Origin of the sequence: Paraburkholderia sp. BR13439, from assembly GCF_040948805.1 — a bacterium.
Lineage (GTDB): Bacteria > Pseudomonadota > Gammaproteobacteria > Burkholderiales > Burkholderiaceae > Paraburkholderia > Paraburkholderia youngii.
The window spans coordinates 34,604-55,573 of the sequence record NZ_JBFPKN010000011.1 but is presented as its reverse complement, the minus strand read 5'-3'; the positions used below and the strand labels follow the sequence as shown (position 1 = coordinate 55,573).

Genomic DNA, 20,970 nt, shown 5'->3' with positions numbered 1-20,970 from the left:
CATTCGCTGGCGCCGCGGCGCGCCGCCGGGTTCGTCGAATTCAGCAACGGGGGTCGTGCCGCGCTTCGTCGATGCGGCAGCGACGCGGCCAAGATTGGCCCAAGTGCGGCGGCTCAGGTACGGGACAAGCGGCGAATGCGGTATTCGTGAATCGCAAATAATCGCGAGGGACAGCGCGGCGGCGAGCGTGGGTAAGGCTTGGCGGTATGCAGATAGGGTGAATTGGATGCGCGCGGAGGCACCCCAGGACAAGCCCGGGTAGACGCGCGGATGTGCCGCGGGCGGGGGGGCGCGCGGGCAAGCCGTTGGAATAGCTTTGGCTAGCCGTATCGAGCACCGGGCCCGCGACGTTGGCCGCTACCGACGAATTGCGGCGCGCTCGCGCGTGGCCGCGACATTCCGGGCATACGCGCCCGATATACTCCCCTCACCTCTGAACGTCTTTCAGCCACGGGCGGTTACTCGGATCATGAAAGCAACGGACCTCGAACAACGCATCCTCAAGCAGTCGCTGCTTTGCACCGTGATGATCGCCGGACTCGGCATCGCGGTCGGGATTCTGAGCGGCTCGCTGGCGATCATCTTCGACGGCATGTTCTCCGCGCTCGACGCCGCGATGTGCAGCCTGTCGTTGCTCGTCACCCGCCTGCTTCAACAGGAGAGCAGTCGACGCTTCCAGCACGGCTTCTGGCACATCGAGCCGCTCGTGCTGGTGTTCAACGGCAGTCTGCTGGCGGTGCTGTGCTTTTACGCTTTCATCAACGCGGTCAAAGGCCTGCTCGACGGCGGCCGCGAACTCGAATTCGGCTGGGGGGTCTTCTACGCCGTGGTGGTCGCCGCGTTTTGCTTCTTCATGTTCTGGCGCGAACGGCGCGTGAATCGCGTGATCGACTCCGAACTGATCGGCCTCGACATCAAGAGCTGGTTGATGTCGGCGTGCATCAGCTCGGCGCTGCTACTGGCGTTTTCGATTGCATGGCTGCTCGAACGCATCGGACAAGGCCACCTGACGCCGTACATCGACCCCGGCGTGCTGGCCCTGCTAACTCTCGTGCTGATCCCGATGCCGATCGGAACCGTGATCGGCGCGGTCAAGGAAGTGTTGCTGATTACGCCGCCGGATCTGGAGCACGAGTTGCGCGACCTGATGCAACAACTGACCGCCGACTATGGCTTCGTCAAGCACTCGCACTACGCGACACGCGTCGGCCGAGGCCTGTTCGTCGAGGTGCATATCGTGTTGCCCGAGGCGATGGAGCACGCCGGCGTGCGCCAGCTCGATCATATCCGCGACAGAATCTCGCGCGCTATCGGTGAGTCGGGCCCGGACCGCTGGTTGACCGTCGCGTTTACGCGCGACCCGCGCTGGTTGTAACGACGCGTTGCCGGCGTGCGTTGCCATTCCCGTTTCCAACATGCGCACGCGATCAATAACGAACAAGGAATCGGTGTGTGTCGCGGCTAGTCCCCGAACGGATTGCCGGTGTCCTTGACTTCGGTACTGAGGTTGTATTCCGCACGCATGGCCTTCAGTACGCCCTCGATGTCGCGCTCGAAGCCAATCGCATTGCCGAAGTGGGTCATGTTCCAGTTGCAGCCAGTCTTGTCAGCCTCTTGCAGCTGCGGCCGCGGCACGCGAATCTTCACGCCATCATCGACGATTTCCTGCAGTCGATGAATTCTCCGATTGACCTCCTGCTGAAGCTGCGAGGCATTAAGCGTCTTGCGTATCATCCTTGGTCTCCTTCCGGTTGCTCGAGCCAGTCTAGCGCAAGTGAGGCGGTTCGCGACCTAGGCGCTGAAATGCACGATGCCGCACGGAAACCAGGCCGCACGGTTCGTCGGGATGCGTCAGCCGGCGCCGCCGCGCGCGAAAGTCTGGCGGCTTTAGACGACGCTAGTTGTGCGCCGCACCACACATCCGTTTGTTTGCTGTGTCGCCCGCCTGAATTGTTTCCCCGATAGCCAGACATGCGGATTCCGAGGAACATAGTCGTGCGCTACAAGTTGCACACGTGTAAAACCGGTGGGGGTAAGCATGGGACAACTCGACTTCAGCACCTTCGAACATGAAGGTTGGGAGCGGGTCGCGCAGGCCTATCATGAGTATTTTGGTGATTTGACCGGGCAGTCTAACCAGGCAATTCTCGAGACCCTCTGCATTGGTCGGGGTGCGCGTTTTCTCGACGTCGCATGCGGCCCCGGCTACCTCGCGGCGGCCGCCGCACTGTGCGGCGCGGATGTCGCTGGCGTGGATTTCTCGGTTGCGATGGTGGACAAGGCGAGACGCGTCTTTCCGGCACTCGAGTTCCGCGTCGGCGACGCGGAGGATTTGCCATTTCCCGACGAAAGCTTCTCGGCTGTGGGGATCAGCTTCGGAATGTTGCACTTCGCGCACCCCGAGCGCGCACTCGCGGAGGCGCTTCGTGTACTGCGACCCGATGGCAGAATTGCCTTCACGGAATGGGCGACACCGAATAAGGCGGTGGGCTTCGACATGGTGTTGAAGGCAATCGAGCAGCACGGGACGACCGATGTGCCCCTGCCGCCGGGACCAGCCTTCTTCCGGTTCAGCGATTGGCAGGAATCGAAGCACATGTTGCTCGATGCCGGGTTCGTCCAACCCGAGATGCGGGAGTTGGACCTCACGCTCGTGCTTCATGCTCCCAATACACCTTTTCATGCACTCCTGCGCGGCGGCGTGCGGTTTTCCGCGTTGCTACACGCGCAAACGCCGGCCGCGCTGGCGTCTATCGAACGGGCCGTCGCACGCGACGCCGAGCCGTATCGCAGCGATAACGGGGACCTGCGGCTTCCGATGAGCTGCGTTCTGGCCTCCGCGGTCAAGCCTTAGGGCGCTCGAATATCCAGCGTTCATGTCCGGCGGCTTGGACTCTGTAGCGTGACCCGAACTAGACCGTCGCGGCCAGCTTGAATTCATCGAACCTGGCTACCGGTGGCGACAGTTCCTTGATTTCCAGGCGGTCCACCAGCGCTCCATGCGCACCGTCAACCAGCCAGTCGCAAATTCGCTCGAGGTCTTCAGCGCGCCCTTGCAACACAGCTTCGACCGAACCATCCATCCGGTTGCGCACCCAACCCGTGATCCCTTGAGCCGTGGCCTCCTCGATGCAAGCCTGCCGGTAACCTACCCCCTGCACACGACCGTAGACTCTCACCAGTCTGGTCCGCAAATCGGTATCGAACTGTGGTGTCATGGTCCACGCAACTCCAGGCTGAATAAAAGGCAGCGCAGTTGCCTCTCAACCTCCGCGCATCTCGTCGCTTTCGCCTGCGGAGTCTGTCGCCTCCCAATCCGCCTGGGTCGTTGCTGGTGGCGTCGCCGGCTGGACACGTGTCCACCACGCGGTATTTGCCGGTGCATGAAAGCGGAACTGGGTACTCCATGCGGCCCAAAACTCCTGCTGCGCGGCCTGGGACGTCGGAAGAACAAAACCTAACTGCTCGGCGAGTGCCGGCAGATAAAGGTCAAACGTCGATTTGACAACGTCGCCCCAGCTTCTTGCCTCAAGAATCGCCAGCCGATACGCGATTACCGCAATAGCGGCCGCAATCGCGGCATTCTGCAAAAGATCGGCTAACACGTAATTTCCGCCCAGCCCGTCCGCAAGCCAGATGTCAAGCGCTCGCACGAACGTAAAGATGGACGTAAATGAACCCAGAACGACGAGTCCGACCAGAAAGTCAACTGGAGCTCTCGCGTCCGCAATGATTGCCTGATAGTCCTTTGGGATGACGGCAAGAAGACGCGGCCAGACGAATATGCTGTCGACCTTGTAGACTTCGCTCGAGTAACCCTCGAATGCACGCAACGTGTTCCCAAAGGCCGTAGAAAGAACGAGGTTTTCATAGCGAGGGAAATCACGCGCGTTGCGCTCCTGAGTGCGATACAGCCTCGCCCTTACGGTGGCTCTGTTCAATTCGGCTTTTCTGTATTCCGACGATTCCTTTGAGGCTTTGAGCCGCTCGATCGTACTGTTCTCAGTATCGAGTTCGGTACGGAGGCGTTCTATGAGGCCCAGCTGACGATTGCGGCGGTCGCGCTCATCGCGCTTCCAGGCCTCTCGATTGAACGGCCATTTGTATCCTTCGAGGACCTGATAAAACCAGTTGTTCAGCACCATCAAGAGCAGCGATAGAACCCATACGATTATGAGGAAAGTAAACAAGCCGCCGACCTTTTCGCTGTCCGAGGTCGCTTTGTTCAGCAAATCGCCAAACAGCGGGATGTCCGCATTAGCTGCGAGAAAACCTGTAAAGCCGAGCAGGGCTGGCAAAAAGAAGCCGAGGATAAATGCTTTGTCCAGTAGTTTCGATAGGCCCGAGAGCATCGGCGGTTATCCTTGGCAAGTTCAGCGACGCACTGGCGGCGGGTTGTCGTCATCGGGGTCTTGCTGTGACTGTCCCGGAAGACCTCCGAATTGAAGAGCCCTGTGAACGGCATTCAAATCAATGCTTGCCAGTTTGCTCGGTGGCGTTGCTGAGCCGGAGTCGTCTACCAGATGTTGATAAAGGAAATCGACTACCGCTTTGAGGGCATTGAGGGCGCTCGCGTAGTCTTGTGCAGTCGCAAGGTCATGGACTTCTACGGCCCGCCTCATCACCAGTTCGCGTAGCGGTTCCGGTGCTGATTCATATTGGCGAGCAAACGCCGCGTTGCGCTTGATCTCTTCGAGCTGGTCGATCGCTCTCGACGCACTCCTGCGGGTCTGCCCCCTGGGCACATGCATGGCGGCCCGCCCGACTACTTTGGTCAGCAGTTCGACGATTTCCCGAGACGAGTTTTGTTTCATCTTGGTCCTCCAGGAAGGAGGCAATTTGCCTCCCGGCCCCGCCCGGTCGTCAGTGCTCGAACCGTTACTCGATGTTAGTACAGCTGTTCGGTAGGAGGAAACAGTAAATCGTGCGCATGCCGCAGAGGCGTCGCGTCGAACTTCGCAATAAATGAACTATCGCGAGGCTTACTCGCTGCCGTCCTTCCCTGTCATAGGATGTTGCATGCGTTGCCGTCAAGGTCGAAGCGCCCGATTCTCAGTGGGAACGTGTTGGTTTCGGACCGTCTGGGCCCGCTCAAACTGTCTGGTGAATCCCACCATCGAATCCACGTTGCCGCTGTCGCGCGAGCAGCCAACGCGTATGCAGCCTTCCAGCGGCACGCTTGCCGGGCAGCCCGCTGCGTCGGCACAGCCTTTGCTTGCAGAAGCTGCGTCAATAGGAGATGGCCATCATGCGATGTTTTGCGGACTTCGTTCCCAGGCAAGCGGTGCGCGGCAGTGTAGCCGTACTGGCTGCCGCCCTATTCATAGCGGCATGCGGAACCGGCATTGCGGCATTCGTTGGACTGCTCCCGAAATCCGACGGGGTAGCGACTGCAGTGACTGCTACACCGCTGGTCGAATTGCAGACCACGATGATGAATCTCATCGAATCCGGTTTCGAGGACGCTTCCGCCGCTCCTGATTGATGTTGGACACGGTTCGGCTCCAACTCTGCCGCCATTAGCTATGCTTCTGTCTGTGTCTTGCGCCTACCGCGTACTGCACGAACATGGGAGCGAAACGTGGCAAGTATCGACTTCGAAAACCTCCGGCAGTTGTTTCCAGTCACCGACGATATTCCAGAGCCCGCCCGCCTGGCGGAGCCCATTCATCAGCGCGTCTCGCTCGTCGATGGAGAACTGAAGGCATGGGATGGAAACTGCAAGACCGTGCTATCTCCGGTCTGCGTGCGACAAGCCTCCGGCGACGCTGAACAGGTCGTAATCGGCAGTTATCCCGTCATGGGCGAAGTCGAGAGCGATGCCGCGCTCGACGCCGCCGTGCGAGCCTACGACCACGGCCGCGGTGAGTGGCCGACGATGACGGTCGCGCAGCGCATCGGTTGCATGCAGGACTTCATTCGTCTGATGGCGGCCAGGCGCGATGAGATTGTGAATCTGATCATGTGGGAAATCGGCAAGAGCCTTGCCGATTCACAGAAGGAGTTCGACCGCACCATCAGCTATATGCAAGACACGATCTCGGCGCTAAAGGAGCTGGACAATAGCAACTCGCGCTTTGTCATCGCCGAGGGCACCATCGGCCAGATTCGCCGCACACCGCTTGGCGTCGTACTGTGCATGGGGCCTTACAACTATCCGCTGAACGAAACGTTCGCGACGCTCATTCCCGCATTGCTGATGGGCAACACCGTCGTATTCAAGCCGCCCCAATATGGCACGCTGCTGTTCTTCCCGCTGCTCGAGGCATTCCGCTCCGCTTTTCCGAAGGGCGTCATCAACACGATTTATGCACCGGGCGCGGTGGTCGTGCCACACATGCTCGCCTCGGGAAAGATCGACGTGCTTGCGCTGATCGGCTCGAGCAAGGTTGCAGACCATCTGAAAAAGCAGCACCCGAAGTCGCATCGGCTCCGCGCCGTTCTCGGCCTTGACGCCAAAAACGCCGCGATCGTGCTGGCTGATGCCGACATAGACCTCGCCGTGAAAGAATGTCTGCTCGGTACGTTGTCGTTCAATGGTCAACGGTGCACAGCGCTCAAGATCCTGATGGTGCACCGCTCGATCGTCGATACGTTTCTAGAACGCTTCAACGCAGCGCTCAAGAATCTCAAGGTTGGCATGCCGTGGGAAAAGGGTGTGTCCATTACACCGCTGCCCGGCATGCATCGTACAGCCTACATGACTCAGGCGATTGACGATGCGAAAGCGAAAGGCGCGGCGGTCGTGAATGAAGGTGGTGGCGTGTTCTGCAAAACGCTTTTCTATCCGGCCGTGGTGTACCCCGTCAAGGAAGGGATGATGCTCTACCGTGAAGAGCAGTTCGGACCGATTATCCCAGTCGTGCCGTTCGATCACATCGATACACCGCTCGAATATGTCATCACTTCGGACCACGGTCAGCAGGTCAGCATTTTCGGCACCGACGCCGCTCAGATTGGCTCGCTGGTCGACCCTCTCGTCAACCAGGTGTGCCGTGTCAATCTCAACAGCCAGTGCCAGCGAGGTCCCGACGTCTTTCCGTTTGCCGGCCGCAAGGATTCCGCGGAAGGCACGCTATCGGTCACCGATGCGTTGCGCGCGTTCTCGATCCGGTCCATGGTCGCAGCCAAGGAGACCGACTTGAACAAGACGCTGCTCGACACGATGGTCACGAATCATCACTCGAAGTTCGTGAACACCGGTTTTATCTTTTAGCGGCTAAGTGCGGCTTTCGGAGGTTTGGCGGTTTCAGTGTCGGCGAGAATGCGCACAAATTCCCGCCGGCACCGCACGCATAAGTAGTGCTTTTTTCTTGGTTCAGGATGCGCAAAGCGGGTCACTGCGGCTCCGGATGAGCCAGGCCCGCTTCCTCGATAACCTGCTCGTATTGTTCCACGCCGACTACGGCTCGGTACTCCTGCATCAGCCGGATGAGCGCCTGCGACGTCTTGGAAATCACGCCGTGGACTTCCAGCTGCTCGGCGTGCACCAGCGCCTGCCCCAAAGTTATGGCCACGTCAGTCTCCTTATTGCAGTTGAACAGCGAGCAAGTCGTTGGCGAACGCGGGCCGGGCGGAGGCAAGCTCCATCAGGTCGACGAAGCCCTTGCTGAGCGCAAACTCATGCAGCGCATCATTGCCGCTGTCAGCCTTGATGCGACCGTAGCTTTCGACCATTTTCAGATCGGTAATCAAGTACATCATCTCAACCTCTTTCTGCCGGGGATGCCCGAGTTGTTACGTGCGTAGCTCGGCGGAAAGGTGCACTCCGTCGCGCCGTTTTCCTCTCCTGCTACGGTTTGAAGCGTAGGTCGCGTCGCTTAATTCAAGCTTAAAGAATGCCAGCGGTAGGAAGCCGCGCCGGGACAGCAATTCAGAAGCGCTAGCTGCGACGACGAATGCCGAAATCGCATGGGTGATTCCGCGCACAGCTCGCCGCCTACACTCCGTGTCGACCTCGAATATTGCTGCATCGCACTAGGCGACACCCCGGTTGAAACCGACCTTATCGTTAATCAGGTATTGAATATGGTTCGGCGCCGACTTTGTCGTAGCCCATTAGCAGCGGGAAGATCTGCCTTGTGTTGCATACCAGCCGGTAAAGTTAACCTACACTCAAGGCGCCTCAGCACCGCGGCCTTGTCCCCCGGTGCGTCTGCCGACCTCGCGCGACGCGTGCGACCGATGAGGACCCGTCGCGGCCCGCACAGGAGAAGAACATGCGCGCGCTCGACATCATGACTTCTTCGGTCATTACCGCCACACCGGATATGACCATCCACGACGCAGCGAAGCTATTCGTCGATCACCACATCAGCGGCATGCCGGTGCTCGGCGCCAATGGGCAGGTGATAGGCATCGTCAGCCAGGGCGATCTGCTGCATCGTGTGGAAAACGGCACCGGGCACGGCAAACGTCGATGGTGGCTCGAACTGCTGTCGTCGTCGGCGCGCGAGCAGGCCGCGAGGTATATCAAGGAACATGGGCATGTGGTCGGCGACGTGATGTGCGAGAACGTCATTTCGATTCCCGAAGACATGCCGCTGCACCAGATCGCCGACCTGATGGAACGCCGGCATCTGAAACGCGTGCCAGTGCTGAAGGATGGGCAGCTCGTCGGCATCGTCAGCCGCTCTAACCTCATCCGCGCGCTCGCTTCCGCCGAGCCGATAATCGACACGGGCTCGCACGACGATGCGAGCCTGCGCGACGCAATCGTGCGCGAGATGCACGGACAGCGCTGGGGGCTCGCGAAACAAGGTGTATTCGTCAAGGACGGCGTCGCGCATCTGTGGGGCATCATCGAATCCGAAGAGGAGAAGCGCGCGATCCGCATCGCCGCGGAAAACGTGCCCGGCATCAAGCGGGTGGAGAGCCATCTGGAGTCGCCGAGTGTGATTCCGACGATGTAGCCGGCGCGCCCGTCAAAGTGCCGAACCTTCCCTGATTGAGTGCGAGCGGCGCGGTTTCGGACCGCGCCGGGCTCGCACATTTGCTGGATGACGCAGCAAGCGACTGGTATTGAATGTCAGTCCGGAATCTCCGGCTCGACTAGCTTCGCAAGCTGCGCGAGCGACTCCTGCCAGCCGAGGTAACACATCTCGACCGGAATCATCTCGGGGATGCCCTCCTGCACGATGTTCAGTTCAGTTCCGCACGACACCTGCCGCAACGAAACGGTCGTATGCATCTGACCGGGCAGATTCGGATCGTCGAAATAGTCCGAGTAGCGGATCTTTTCGAACGGCACCAATTCGAGGTATTCGCCGCCGAACGAGTGACCCTTGCCCGAGCCGAAGTTGTGAAACGACATCCTGTAGGTGCCGCCGACGCGCGCTTCCATCTGATGCACGTCGCAGGTGAAACCATACGGCGGCAGCCATTTCGCCATCGCGGCGGGTTCGAGGAACGCTCGATAGATACGCTCGGGCGTCGTGCGCAAAACACGGTGAAATTTGACGGTTCCGGTAGCCATGATGAGTGTGCCATTCACTGGAGGGGTTGAACATACTGTCACGACGGGCCGCCGCTGCGGGAATCGACACGCGCGAGACCAGGCAAAACCCTGGACGGCTCTCAGCACCTGCGGCTCCTCGTTCACTACGAGCCTTGTACACTCCACCGCGATGCTAGCAACGCGTGCTTTCTCTTCGCCTAAGATGGATTGTTCCCGCCATACCCGCCAAGGACGATCATGGGCATCGACTCTACCAGCCAAACCACCATCAAAGCATTCGTGTTCGATGTCTTCGGAACCGTGGTTGACTGGCGAAGCGGCGTCGCGCGTGAAGCGCAACCGTTTCTGCAGCGGTACGCACCGAATCTCGACGCATCCGATTTCGCGGACGCGTGGCGACGCGAGTATTCGCCTGCGATGGAAGAAGTGCGTAGCGGACGCAGACCGTATGTAAGACTCGACGTGCTGCACCGGGAAAACCTCGTCAAGGTGCTGACGCGTTTCGGCATCGTCGACGTTACCGAGCCCGAGATCGATGAGTTGAACCTGGCCTGGCATCGGCTGGACCCGTGGCCCGATTCCGTCGATGCATTGCGCCGCCTGAAGGAGCGCTTCATCATCGCGCCGCTATCGAATGGCAACATTCGACTGATGGTGGACATCGCAAAGCGTGCCGGTCTGCCCTGGGATGCCATTCTCGGCGCCGAAGTCGTCCGCGCTTACAAGCCCTCGCCGCGGGTCTATAGCGAAACGGCGGAAATTCTCGGCATCGCACCGCGCGAGCTATGCCTCGTTGCCGCACATAACAACGATCTCGCCGCCGCCCGGCGCGTCGGTCTGAGCACCGCGTTCGTGCTGCGGCCCACCGAGCATGGCCCTCAGCAGACGAGCGATCTGAAGGCGAACGAGGCATGGGACTTCGTTGTCGGCGATCTGCACGAACTCGCGACGCAACTAGGCTGCCCGCGCTGACGCAAACCCACGTAGAGCGACGTACTGCAACAGCATGATCGTCTTGCCGTCGACGATTTCCCCTGCCTCGACCGCTCGCAACGCGGCTTGCAACGGCATTTCGATCACCTCGACATCTTCCCCTTCATCTTCGACGCCGCCGCCATCGTGGACGCGCATCGACGCCTCGTACTCGCCGACATAGAAGTGGAGCTTTTCGGTCACCGACCCCGGGCTCATGTAGGCCTCGAAAATCTTGTGGACCGCGCCGACGCGATACCCCGTTTCCTCCTCGACTTCGAGCCGGATACGCTCTTCCGGCGAAGCGTCGTCGAGCAATCCGCCCGGCGCTTCGATCATCATGCCGTCGTGACCGTTCACGAACGCGGGCATGCGGAATTGTCGCGTGAGCATCACGTTGCCGGTGCGCGGACTGTGCAGCAGGATCGTCGCGCCGTTGCCGCGATCGTAGGTCTCGCGGTTCTGGCGTTGCCATGTGCCGTCTCGGCGCAGGAAGTCGAACGTCACCTTTTTCAGCGTGTACCAGTCGTCCGACAGCAAGGTCGTAGCGACGATGCGAACACGGTCTTTCGTTGCAGTCATGTTGCCCTCCTGTCGATCATCGACAATGATTCATGTTATCGTGCAACTTCGTGCAATTTCAAGTGATCTCGTGCAAACCAATGTTGACCACCCAACGCAAGAAAGCGATCCTCGACGAGCTCGCGCGCAACGGGCAGGTGCTCGCAGGCGAGCTGAGCGTGGCGTTTGGCGTGTCGGAAGATACGATCCGCCGTGATCTGCGCGAACTGGCCGCTGAGGGGCGCTTGCAGCGGGTCCACGGCGGCGCGTTGCCGGCGTCTGCCGCGCTCGCGTCATTCGAGCAGCGTCAGGACATCGAGACGCTCGCCAAGCGGCGCATCGCGCGGCGAGCGGTCGAGCTCATCGCGCCGGGGCAAACCGTGATCGTCGACGGCGGCACCACGTCGGCGCTACTGGTCCGGGAACTGCCGGCCGATCTGCACGCGACCATCGTCACGCATAGCCCGAGCGTCGCGACGGCGCTGGCCGCGCATCCTTGCGTCGAAGTGATCCTGATCGGCGGGCGGCTCTACAAGCATTCGATCGTGGCCGTCGGCGCCGCGGCAATGGAAGGCATTTCGCGCATCCATGCCGACCTGTACTTCATGGGCGTGACCGGCGTGCATCCGAGCGCAGGGCTGAGCACCGGCGACTTCGAGGAAGCCGCGATCAAGCGCGCGCTCGCCGCGCGCGCGGCGGAGACGGTCGTGCTCGCGTCGTCGTCGAAACTGAACGCCGCGTCGCGCTTCGTGATCGGTGATATCAGGCTCGCGCAGACCATCGTGGTCGAGAAGAAGACCAGCGCGGAATTGACGAAGCCGATTGAAGCGGCCGGGGTGACCGTGGTGAGGGCGTAGGGTGTCTTCACGAATTGACTGATTCGCATCATCGTGGGCTCGAAGCGTCGCTCCACCGCCTCCGAACAAAGATAAAACAGACGACTTTTGGAGTGCTAGGATGACGCCGCACCCCGACATGATCCACGAAACGAGACAGTCGAGCGTGTGAACACGATGATGAAATCGTTGCGTTGTGCAGCCTGATACTCAAGTACAGAGGAGACACTCAATGAAACTTTCGAAGCTGCTGATTAACGCGCTGGCCATCTCCGCCTTCAGCTTTACCGCAATCGCGGCTCATGCCGAAGATCTGCTCGACTCGGTCAAACAGGCTGGAGTCCTGAAGATCGGTCTCGAAGGCACCTATCCGCCGTTCGACTCGCGCAACAAGGACGGTCAACTGGAAGGCTTCGACGTCGATGTCGCAAAAGCCGTGGCGGCGAAGCTCGGGGTGAAACCGGAGTTCATTCCGACCGAGTGGAGCGGCATTATCGCGGCGCTGCAGAGTGGCAAATTCGACGTGATCATCAATCAGGTCACCATTACCCCGCAACGCAAACAGGTTCTTGATTTCAGCCAGCCATACACGTACTCGGCCGCGCAGCTGATTCAACGCGCGGACGACAAGCGTGAGTTCAAATCGCTCGACGAATTCAAGGGCGACAAGAAGATCGGCGTGACGCTCGGCACCAACTACGACCAGATGGCGCGCGCAGTACCCGGCATCAACGTGCAGACTTATCCGGGCGCACCCGAGAAGCTGCGCGATCTCGCGGCCAAGCGTATCGACGCGACCATCGACGACCGGCTGATGCTGCCTTACATCATCAAGAACTCGCAATTGCCGCTGCGTACGGGCGCGGTGCTGAAAGGCGCCGACCAGGAAATGGGCATCCCGTTCCGCAAGGACAATCCGAAGTTCGCAAAAGCACTCGACGATGCGCTGACCCAAATGAAGCAGGACGGCACGCTCAAGAAGATCTCGATGCACTGGTTCGGTACGGACGTGACGCAGTCTCTCGCGCAGTAAATTTCTCGTTGTTCTCCCGTACCCGCGCCGGCCTGCAGAATGGTCGACGCGGGTACGTCGCTTGCTCCGCGAGCGGCTTTTCTCGCGGAATCGCTCGCGCGCATCGCTTCCATTGCTTCGAATCACGAAGCACGCGCAAATACGCGATTGCGCGCATCTTCCCCCTTCGTTCATCACGTTTCGATCTTCATGCTGAGTGCATACAGGATGTGCTGCGCCGCAGTTGCCTGATGCTTCGAAAGCGTGCGATGCTTTCGGGGCCATTGATCCGGCCACCTCGTGCCGGACTCGCATGTCGTCGGGAGACGACGTCGAATGGCGTGCGAAGAGACCAGTGACATGCCCACAACCTTGGAGGCATCATGAGCACTCAATCACTGTCTCGCAGCAGGACCGCATCCAACGCGCATCTCTTTCCCAGCTTAAATGAGCACTTCGTGCCGCGACGTTCGCCGATCACGCTCGGCATCGCGTGCATCGCCACGCTCGTCTTCGCATCCGCGAGCTGTCTGGCCGATACCCAGGTGGGCGCCGCGCTGCCGCCCGCGCCCGACATCCTGTACGGCGATCTGTTCGTCGCCGTGCAAACCGCGCAGATCTTCAACGACCAGAAGACGTTCGTCGACTCGACGCCGAATGGCAGTCCCGCCGCGATCGTGCAGTTATACGAAACGCGGAAGAACCAGCCCGGCTTTTCGCTGCAGAAATTCGTCAGCCAGTACTTCACGCCCCCGCCCGATCAGAGCATCACGCCGCCGCCCAATCAGAGTCTGCGCGAGCACATCGACTGGCTGTGGAGCGGCCTCACGCGCACGACGACGAGCGCGCCCGACTACAGCTCGCTGATCCCGATGCCCAAACCGTACGTCGTGCCGGGCGGCCGCTTTCGCGAGGGCTACTACTGGGATACCTATTTCACGATGCTGGGGCTGCAGGAGTCCGGACGTGAAGATCTCGTCGACGATATGCTCGACAACTTCGCGTACATGATCGACACGTTCGGTCATATCCCGAACGGCAATCGCACGTACTATCTGAGCCGCTCGCAACCGCCGTTCTACTCGTATATGGTCGAGCTCGCGGCGCAAAAGGAAGGCAATAAGGTCTATCAAAAGTACCTGCCCGAGCTGCGCAAGGAGTACGCGTACTGGATGCAGGGTTCGGCCAGCACGCCGCGCGGCGGCGCGACGCGCAATGTCGTCGTACTCAACGATGGCACCGTGCTGAACCGCTACTGGGACGAGCTGGACACGCCGCGCGACGAGTCCTATCTCGAGGACGTGCACACCGCGCAGGCGAGCGGCCGGCCGGCCAACCAGGTCTACCGCGATCTGCGCGCGACCGCCGAAAGCGGCTGGGATTTCAGCTCACGCTGGTTCGGCGACAACCAGACGCTCGCCACGGTGCGCACGACATCGATCATCCCAGTCGATCTGAACAGCCTGTTATTCCATCTCGAGACGACGATCGCGCGCGGCTGCTCGGCGACCCGCGACTTCCATTGCGTCGCGCAGTTCATCGGCTACGCGGCGCGTCGCGCGGAAGGCATCAACCGTTATCTGTGGAATAGCAACGGCTACTACGGCGACTACGACTGGCAACTCCGCAAGTCACGCGACAACCAGACACCGGCGATGCTGTATCCGCTGATGGCCGGCGTGGCGTGGCCCGAGCGCGCGTGGAAGACTGCGCAGACCGTGCAGAACGTGCTGTTGAAGCAAGGCGGCCTTGCGACCTCGATCTATAACACCACGCAGCAATGGGACGCACCGAACGGCTGGGCGCCGTTGCACTGGATCGCGATTCAGGGCCTCAAGCGCTACGGACGCACCGATCTCGCTCAGTCGATCGGCACGCGCTTTCTCGCGGACGTCCAGAACGTCTACAACACGCAGCAGAAGCTCGTCGAGAAGTACGTCGTCGAAGGTGCGGGGGAAGGCGGCGGCGGGGGTGGCGAGTATCCGCTGCAGGACGGCTTCGGGTGGACCAATGGTGTGACGTTGATGCTGCTCGATCTGTATGGCAATGGGCAGTGAGGCGCCGCGGCATGGTCAGGCGGGTGCACTGAGCTTGGCCTGATGATTCCAGACACATCCCGAGTGGAAGCAGAATGATCTGGCTCGCCAATGTTGTTCTCGTGCTGCACGCGCTGATCGTGGTGTTTATCGTCGGCGGACTATTCGCGATCTGGATCGCCCACGGTTTGCGACTCCCGTGGGCGCGCAATCGCGCGTTTCGGACGGTGCATGTTCTCGCGATCGGTATCGTCGCGACGCTCGCGGTGCTCGATGTGCCGTGCCCGTTGACCGTGCTGGAGGACTATCTGCGCACGGGCACGGCTGGTCCCCAAGGCTTCATACAGCGGTGGGTAAGCGCCTGGCTGTATTACGACTTTCCACCGTGGGTGTTCGTGGTCGCCTATGTCGCGTTCTTGCTGGCGGTGATTCTTACCTGGTATCGAATTCGGCCACGGGCGTGACTCGAATATCGCCTTTTTAATTCGATGGAGGATACGTTTCCACCGGTTAAATTTACCATTTAATTCTATTTTTCAAACGCAATTAATTCCGACGACTTTCCCACGAAAATCCAATGCAATGCGGATAAATCCGGACAGCATTTTTCCGCGCCAAGCCGCCGCGACCGCACCGGTGCTCGCTAACAGACCATCTTTATCCCGAATAGCATAATCACCGCTCCATCCTTGACAAGACGTCATTTCGCATCTTATTTTCACTCTTGCTGTAAGCGCCGGAAAGATTCAATTTTAAATTTCTCTTGAAATGTCGAGATAAATCGACAGGAAATTCCTTTGCCCATTCAATCGGTAACTCTGGAAAGCAAATAGAAATATCAACGCAAGCAATTTGAATTAATGAATTCGGAAAAGCTGTCCATGCAAGCGCTGGGTGCCTTCGAGTGCGGTGCGGGTTATTCGATCTCCCACGCGCGCGACCGGCGAAAAGCGGCCTTTGTGTAGCGGTATCACTCACCAGGGAACGAGATGAAACCAGACAGAAGGAGTACCGACGATGGCCGCGTCCGTCGTCGTGGCCGGCTAGCCGCGCTAAGCGTGCTGACACTCGGAATCGTGATCGTCGCCGGATGCGGCGGCAGCGATGGAGGTTCGTCGGCGTCGGCGGTCCCAGGCAGCATGGCGCAGGTCGCCAAGCAGGCGCAAGCCGCATCCGCGCCGCAGACGCCGTCCGCCAATCAGCCCTACACCGATCTCACCTCCTATTCGACGAGCGCGACGTCCGGCATTGCGTCGTCACTGGTCGCGGAGAAAGCGGCGATCATGCATTACCAATGGACGTCCGGCAGCACCACCATCAACTACACGACGACCACCGGCCACCTGACCGCAATGGATCTGACGAGCGGCGCACCCGAAGCGACGATGTCTTATGTCGCCTACACGGCGCCGAGCACGGATGGCAAACCGCGTCCCGTCACGTTCGTCTATAACGGCGGGCCGGGCTCTTCGTCGATCTGGCTGCGGCTCGGATCGTTCGCGCCGACGCGCGTCGCGACCACCGATCCGCTGCTGAACGGCACCAGCTGGCCGAACTACCCGCTCGTGAACAACACCGAAAGCCTGATCGACACGACCGATCTCGTGTTCATCGATCCGCCGGGCACGGGCCTCTCCGAGGCGATCCTGCCGAACACCAACCAGACCTATTGGAGCACCGATGCGGACGCGAACATCATGCGTGACTTCATCGTCCGCTACCTGACGGTCAATTCGCGCAGCAGCTCGCCGATCTATCTGTACGGTGAATCGTACGGCACGCCTCGCACCGACATCCTCGCGCTCGCGCTCGAATCGGCCGGCGTGCACCTCACAGGGATCACGCTGCAGTCCTCGATCCTGAACTACTTCGCGGATGCGATCGAGGCGGTGGCGATCACGGGTTCGCCCAATCAGCTCGCGCTCGAAACCGATACGTTGAGCGGCTACATGCCGGGCTATGCCCAGGTCGCGGCGTACTACAACCAGGTGTCGCCCGCGCCAGTGAATCAGGCGACTTACGCGCTTCGCAGCGAGGCGTTCGTGACCGCCAACTACAACCTGTTCAAGAACTATTCGCTGTACTGGACGTTGAGCCAGCTCGGCGCGCCGACTTACGCGGGACCGCCGAACTTCCCGCCGACGTGGCTCGAGAAGTTCTGGGACGCCGAATCCGGCCTCACGTTGCAGGCGATGCAGGGTTACTTCAACATCAATCCGTTCAACATCACGCTGGTGCCGGGCTCGACGATCGGCCGCTACGATGGTCGCGTGTCGTTGCCCAACTCGGACCCGCGCCTGCAGAGCGACGGCGACCCGTCGGACATCCTGATCTCGCTGCCGTTCACCAATGCGTTGGCCACGCAGATGCCGGATTACCTCGGCTACACCGCACCGAACGCCGCGTATATGCCGCTGAACGACGCGGTCATCGAGGCGTGGAATTTCTCGCACGGCGGTCAGCCGCTGCCCGACACGATCCCCGATCTGCTCGGCGCACTGAAGCTGAATCCGCAACTGAAGGTGCTGGCGGAAAACGGCTATCACGATCTGGCCACGCCGTTCTTCAATACCGAGAAGCAGCTCGCGCGACTGAAGACGGTGCAGGGTCTCACGCCGAATCTGCAGGTCAACTTCTTCCAGGGCGGGCATATGATTTATCTGGATGACGTGGCGCGCCCGCAGATGAAGGCGGATCTGGCGGCCTTCTATGGCGGCACGCCGATAGCGGGCGCACTCACGCTCGCGACGCTGCCGCAGCCGTGGGCCGACGAAGCGCCCGCCGCCACGCCGACGAGCGAGGCGGTCGCGGCGGCCGCGCCCTGATCGATGGTGGTTTCGCTTCGCGCGAGACCCTCCGACTACTTTTTATGGCGAGTGATCATGTCTTCAATCGATATCTTGCGACGTACGCTGGCGTTGATCGTCCTCGGTGTGGTCGTCGGTAGTGCGCATGCGCTGCCGCCTCAGCCGGTCGCGCCCGTGACGCTACCCCAAGGCGGACACGGCGTCGACGGTCCGTTCTTTCCTCATAACCGTGCTAGCGCGGTCGCGCCTACCACCGGCTCGACATTGCAGCAGCAGGCTCAGCAGCGCATGGAGAGCAGGCTGGGCGCGAATTCGGTGCTCAGCAACGGCTCGTCGATCACCAAGGCTCAGGCGCAAAGCAATGGGCTTGGCTATATCGCCAGGCATTTTGACGAGATCGATAGCGCGCATTCGGGTCGTGTGACGTTGAACGACGTGCGGCAGTATCTGCAGCAGCATCAGCAGTGATACCCGGTTAGGCCATCGGTCCCGTAGGTGGGACGGCCGGCGAACGCGTCGCGATCGTGCGACTTGTCGCCGGCCGTTTTTGACTACGCGCCGCGCGGATCGCTTACGCTCACTTCTGCGCCGCCGCCTGGATCATCTTCCATCCATTGCCCGCCGGATCGCGAAAGCCCGCATCGACGCTGCCGAAACGATCCACCGGCTCCTGCGTGAATTCCACGCCGCGCGCCTTCAACTGCTCGTAGCTCGCGCGACAGTCGGCAACGGACAGCACCAACGGCGGCATCGCTCCCTTCGCGACCATCGCGCGCAGCGTTTGCGCGGTCGCTTCATCGTGGATCGGCGGCCCCGGCGCGAACAGGCCCAACTGGAAAGTCGGCTGCTCCGGGTGCTGGACCGTGAGCCAGCGGTAAGCGCCGTTGCGCACGTCCGTGTGGACGCGAAAGCCGAGCTTGTCGACGTAGAACGAAAGCGCCGCGTCCTGATCGTCGACGTACAAACCGACCACATCGATACCCTGATTCATGACTCCTCCCTCGGTGGTTGAGGGCTCGACTGTATCGCTGAGCACCGGGCGGCGCTTCTCCAAAACTGCGCTCGGCTCGCGCGCCGGTTCAATGCAATTCGTTGAACTCGACGCGCCCGCCCTTCATCACCAGCGGGATACGCTCGCCTTGGCCCGTCAGACAACTCAGATCGCGCCTGCGGATGATCTCGGCGGGGGTCAGCACTTGTGCGCGGATCGAAAACTCGTCGCTTTGAATCCGATGGCCCGGGCCGAGCAGATCGGAACCGAAGCCCATCTTGACCCCGGCGCGCTTGAAAATCTCCAGCGACTTCAAGCCGGCTTCACGCACGATGTCGATCTTGGCCGCGCTCTCGGCCGACAGGCCATAGCGCACGCCCTCGATATGCAAGGCCTCTCTACACGCGCGGGAATCGTCGACATAGCTTCCTTCCAGAAAGGGCGGCGCCGTGGCACCGGGCTTGGTCGAACGAGTATAGGAAGTCGAAATGGGCGGGTCTTGGTTGGAAACCGCATCGAATATGCAGATTCCGGCATCAAGGCGCGGCGGGCGCGAGCACTGCCTGATTCATGTTTTCTCGCTGGCAGGAGGCTCGGCAGCGTCGCCGTTCGCGCGGCGGCGCTTTTCCAGAACCGCGGTCGTCAGGTCCGGACGTTGCGCGGCCTTCAGCACACAGGCGGGCACGCGATCGAGTTCGGTCTGATTGGCGCGTGCCTGCACGCGCATCTCGCTCGGACTCAGGCCGGTGATGTCGCGAAACACGCGGCCGAACGTGCCGAGGCTTTCCCAGCCGGTCGCGAACGCGATGTCCGTGATGCCGAGGTCGGTGTCACGCAGCAGCGTGGCGGCTTGCTCGATACGCCGCGTCAACAGATAGCGGTGCGGCGGCACGCCGAAGGCCCGCTTGAACGAACGCGCGAAGTGCGCTTCCGACACGCCGCTTACTTCAGCCAGGCGCCGCACCGGCCAGGCTTCGTGCGACGCGGCATCGATGCGGTCTTTCGCGCGCAGCAGGCGGCGCAACAACGCCGGGTCTTCGAGCGCTTCGGCGCTGCCCGGGATGGGAAGGGGCTGGAGTTCAGGGTCGTGTGAGCGGGACATGAGTTCGCATTGGAACGGCTCGTCGAAGAACGCGCGGGTGAAAGGGCCGCCGCGGCGACCGCTTCAAGCGGTCTGCTCGGTCTTGCCGTAAGTGAGCCGGCCGTTTTTCGACAGCAGCACCGCGACAGGCCGCGTCATTTCGAACTCGGAGAAAATGATCGTCATGCTGGCGGTGATCGGCACCGCGAGAAAGGCGCCCGGCACGCCCCACAACGCCGACCACACCGCCATGCTCGCGACAATCGCGAACGGGCTCAGGTTCAGCGAATTGCCCGTCAGATACGGATCGAGAATATTGCCGATCACGAAGTGAATCGCGGACAGCGAAACCAGCACGATCAGGACCGAATTCACGTCGCCGAACTGCAGTACCGACATCAGCACCGGGAACGCAACCGCGAGCACCGAGCCGATATATGGCACATAGTTCAGCAGCGCGGTCAGTATCGCCCACAGCCCGGCGAACTCGAGGCCGACGCTGCGCATCGCGAGCCAGCAGAGCCCGCCGAGCAGCACGCCGAGAAACGTCTTCAGCGCGAGATACGCGCCAATGCGCCGGTTGATGTCGATGACCACGCCCCGGATGCGCGCCGCGTTGGTCGAATTGGCGGTCATGTTCGCCAGCTTGTCGCCGAACGTGCGGCGCTCGAACAGCAGAAAACTCGCATACAGCACGATCACGAACAGGTCGATGATCATCGACGAGAGCGACGCCAGCAGGCCCGTCACCATCGCCTGAATGTTAAGTTGCGTGAGTATGTTCCGCCGCAGTGACTCCCAGGTCGGCTCGCTTTCGAGGTGCAGCAGCGTCGAGATCTTGTGGATCATCAGCAAGACCGAGTCCTGGTAGCGCGGCGCGAGCGCGACGAGCGCGTCATAGTTGGCGACCAACATATCGACTGCGAAGAAAATCGCGGCGCAGATCAGGAACATCGACAGCCCATAGCGCAACTGCACCGGCAGCCGCGGGCCGATCAGCGGAATGCGTTGCAGCAGCCGCGTGAGGTCGACCACCAGGTACACCGCGATCGCGCCGAACACGATCGGCACGAAAACCGCACGCCCGATATACAGCAACCAGCCCACAATCAGCAGCAGCAGCACTACGTATACGGACGCTTGCAATCTGTCGGTCATTGGTCAGTGCTCCATGAATCCGCAAACAGGTGCGCCCGCGCACAACCCGAGGACGACGG

Annotated in this window: 22 protein-coding genes and 1 pseudogene; 11 read left to right on the top strand and 12 right to left on the bottom strand. The window is 60.8% G+C overall.

What is annotated here, in order from left to right; translation table 11 throughout:
* Positions 1-469: 469 nt before the first annotated feature.
* Positions 470-1,375 (top strand): cation diffusion facilitator family transporter, encoded by a 906-nt coding sequence (locus tag AB3X96_RS21800; protein WP_368591336.1) that lies wholly within the window; start codon positions 470-472, stop codon positions 1,373-1,375.
* An 86-nt stretch (positions 1,376-1,461) separates the two neighbouring features.
* Here AB3X96_RS21800 and AB3X96_RS21795 read toward each other — a convergent pair whose 3' ends face one another.
* On the bottom strand, positions 1,462-1,734 hold the full coding sequence (locus AB3X96_RS21795; protein WP_013093856.1) for a hypothetical protein: 273 nt from the start codon (positions 1,732-1,734) through the stop codon (positions 1,462-1,464).
* Between the two features lie 304 nt (positions 1,735-2,038).
* Here AB3X96_RS21795 and AB3X96_RS21790 point away from each other — a divergent pair, with 304 nt between their 5' ends.
* Entirely contained in the window at positions 2,039-2,854 is an 816-nt protein-coding gene (locus AB3X96_RS21790) for a class I SAM-dependent methyltransferase (RefSeq protein WP_368591335.1), read from the top strand.
* A 58-nt stretch (positions 2,855-2,912) separates the two neighbouring features.
* Here AB3X96_RS21790 and AB3X96_RS21785 read toward each other — a convergent pair whose 3' ends face one another.
* Genes AB3X96_RS21785 through AB3X96_RS21775 form a run of 3 tightly spaced genes read right to left on the bottom strand, consistent with a single transcriptional unit; the run spans position 2,913 to position 4,814 of the window.
* Positions 2,913-3,218 carry an acylphosphatase gene (locus AB3X96_RS21785; protein WP_368591334.1) on the bottom strand — a complete coding sequence of 102 codons (306 nt, stop codon included), beginning with the start codon at positions 3,216-3,218 and terminating at the stop codon, positions 2,913-2,915.
* Positions 3,219-3,263: 45 nt separating this feature from the next.
* The gene (locus AB3X96_RS21780) at positions 3,264-4,352 is read right to left on the bottom strand and encodes a hypothetical protein (protein ID WP_368591333.1); all 1,089 of its coding nucleotides are present in this window, start codon (positions 4,350-4,352) and stop codon (positions 3,264-3,266) included.
* Positions 4,353-4,373: 21 nt separating this feature from the next.
* Positions 4,374-4,814: a hypothetical protein gene (locus tag AB3X96_RS21775; protein WP_368591332.1), complete on the bottom strand. Its 441-nt coding sequence runs from the start codon at positions 4,812-4,814 to the stop codon at positions 4,374-4,376.
* Positions 4,815-5,581: 767 nt separating this feature from the next.
* Between AB3X96_RS21775 and AB3X96_RS21770 the strand changes: the two genes are divergently transcribed.
* The gene (locus AB3X96_RS21770; protein WP_368591331.1) at positions 5,582-7,216 is read left to right on the top strand and encodes an NADP-dependent glyceraldehyde-3-phosphate dehydrogenase; all 1,635 of its coding nucleotides are present in this window, start codon (positions 5,582-5,584) and stop codon (positions 7,214-7,216) included.
* A gap of 121 nt (positions 7,217-7,337) precedes the next feature.
* On the opposite strand, the gene AB3X96_RS21765 is transcribed toward AB3X96_RS21770, so the two are convergent.
* Both AB3X96_RS21765 and AB3X96_RS21760 read right to left on the bottom strand, forming a co-directional pair.
* Positions 7,338-7,517, bottom strand: a complete 180-nt coding sequence (locus AB3X96_RS21765) for a hypothetical protein (protein ID WP_176111502.1) — start codon at positions 7,515-7,517, stop codon at positions 7,338-7,340.
* Positions 7,518-7,527: 10 nt separating this feature from the next.
* Positions 7,528-7,695: a hypothetical protein gene (locus tag AB3X96_RS21760; RefSeq protein WP_176110689.1), complete on the bottom strand. Its 168-nt coding sequence runs from the start codon at positions 7,693-7,695 to the stop codon at positions 7,528-7,530.
* 524 nt (positions 7,696-8,219) lie between these two features.
* On the opposite strand from AB3X96_RS21760, the gene AB3X96_RS21755 reads away from it, so the two are divergent.
* Positions 8,220-8,912 (top strand): CBS domain-containing protein, encoded by a 693-nt coding sequence (locus AB3X96_RS21755; RefSeq protein WP_176369360.1) that lies wholly within the window; start codon positions 8,220-8,222, stop codon positions 8,910-8,912.
* A 116-nt stretch (positions 8,913-9,028) separates the two neighbouring features.
* On the opposite strand, the gene AB3X96_RS21750 is transcribed toward AB3X96_RS21755, so the two are convergent.
* The gene (locus AB3X96_RS21750) at positions 9,029-9,475 is read right to left on the bottom strand and encodes an SRPBCC family protein (RefSeq protein WP_368591330.1); all 447 of its coding nucleotides are present in this window, start codon (positions 9,473-9,475) and stop codon (positions 9,029-9,031) included.
* Between the two features lie 219 nt (positions 9,476-9,694).
* Between AB3X96_RS21750 and AB3X96_RS21745 the strand changes: the two genes are divergently transcribed.
* Positions 9,695-10,429: a haloacid dehalogenase type II gene (locus tag AB3X96_RS21745; protein WP_368591329.1), complete on the top strand. Its 735-nt coding sequence runs from the start codon at positions 9,695-9,697 to the stop codon at positions 10,427-10,429.
* Here AB3X96_RS21745 and AB3X96_RS21740 read toward each other — a convergent pair.
* Complete coding sequence (locus AB3X96_RS21740; protein WP_176111506.1) at positions 10,412-11,011, bottom strand: NUDIX domain-containing protein; 600 nt, start codon at positions 11,009-11,011, stop codon at positions 10,412-10,414. The genes AB3X96_RS21745 and AB3X96_RS21740 overlap by 18 nt on opposite strands.
* Positions 11,012-11,091: 80 nt before the next feature.
* On the opposite strand from AB3X96_RS21740, the gene AB3X96_RS21735 reads away from it, so the two are divergent.
* The 6 genes from AB3X96_RS21735 (at position 11,092) to AB3X96_RS21710 (ending at position 18,149) form a co-directional block, all read left to right on the top strand.
* Positions 11,092-11,847, top strand: coding sequence for a DeoR/GlpR family DNA-binding transcription regulator (locus AB3X96_RS21735; protein WP_368591328.1), 756 nt, complete (start codon positions 11,092-11,094; stop codon positions 11,845-11,847).
* 211 nt (positions 11,848-12,058) lie between these two features.
* The gene (locus AB3X96_RS21730) at positions 12,059-12,859 is read left to right on the top strand and encodes a transporter substrate-binding domain-containing protein (RefSeq protein ID WP_368591327.1); all 801 of its coding nucleotides are present in this window, start codon (positions 12,059-12,061) and stop codon (positions 12,857-12,859) included.
* A 362-nt stretch (positions 12,860-13,221) separates the two neighbouring features.
* Positions 13,222-14,895, top strand: a complete 1,674-nt coding sequence (treA, locus tag AB3X96_RS21725) for an alpha,alpha-trehalase TreA (RefSeq protein WP_368591326.1) — start codon at positions 13,222-13,224, stop codon at positions 14,893-14,895.
* A gap of 74 nt (positions 14,896-14,969) precedes the next feature.
* Positions 14,970-15,338 carry a DUF2784 domain-containing protein gene (locus tag AB3X96_RS21720; protein WP_368591325.1) on the top strand — a complete coding sequence of 123 codons (369 nt, stop codon included), beginning with the start codon at positions 14,970-14,972 and terminating at the stop codon, positions 15,336-15,338.
* A 525-nt stretch (positions 15,339-15,863) separates the two neighbouring features.
* Positions 15,864-17,699: a peptidase S10 gene (locus tag AB3X96_RS21715; RefSeq protein WP_368591324.1), complete on the top strand. Its 1,836-nt coding sequence runs from the start codon at positions 15,864-15,866 to the stop codon at positions 17,697-17,699.
* 57 nt (positions 17,700-17,756) lie between these two features.
* Positions 17,757-18,149: a 2-oxoglutarate dehydrogenase gene (locus AB3X96_RS21710; protein ID WP_368591323.1), complete on the top strand. Its 393-nt coding sequence runs from the start codon at positions 17,757-17,759 to the stop codon at positions 18,147-18,149.
* A gap of 109 nt (positions 18,150-18,258) precedes the next feature.
* Here the strand turns inward: AB3X96_RS21710 and AB3X96_RS21705 are convergent, their stop codons facing one another.
* The 4 genes and pseudogenes from AB3X96_RS21705 to AB3X96_RS21690 all read right to left on the bottom strand — a co-directional run bounded on the left by AB3X96_RS21705 (position 18,259) and on the right by AB3X96_RS21690 (position 20,911).
* A complete protein-coding gene (locus AB3X96_RS21705) occupies positions 18,259-18,672 on the bottom strand; it encodes a VOC family protein (protein WP_176111513.1) in 414 nt (137 codons plus the stop codon).
* 88 nt (positions 18,673-18,760) lie between these two features.
* A pseudogene (locus tag AB3X96_RS21700) lies at positions 18,761-19,069 on the bottom strand (amidohydrolase family protein); the annotation flags it as partial.
* 171 nt (positions 19,070-19,240) lie between these two features.
* Complete coding sequence (locus AB3X96_RS21695; RefSeq protein ID WP_368591322.1) at positions 19,241-19,774, bottom strand: helix-turn-helix transcriptional regulator; 534 nt, start codon at positions 19,772-19,774, stop codon at positions 19,241-19,243.
* A 63-nt stretch (positions 19,775-19,837) separates the two neighbouring features.
* The gene (locus AB3X96_RS21690; RefSeq protein WP_176111517.1) at positions 19,838-20,911 is read right to left on the bottom strand and encodes an AI-2E family transporter; all 1,074 of its coding nucleotides are present in this window, start codon (positions 20,909-20,911) and stop codon (positions 19,838-19,840) included.
* Between the last annotated feature and the right edge of the window lie 59 nt (positions 20,912-20,970).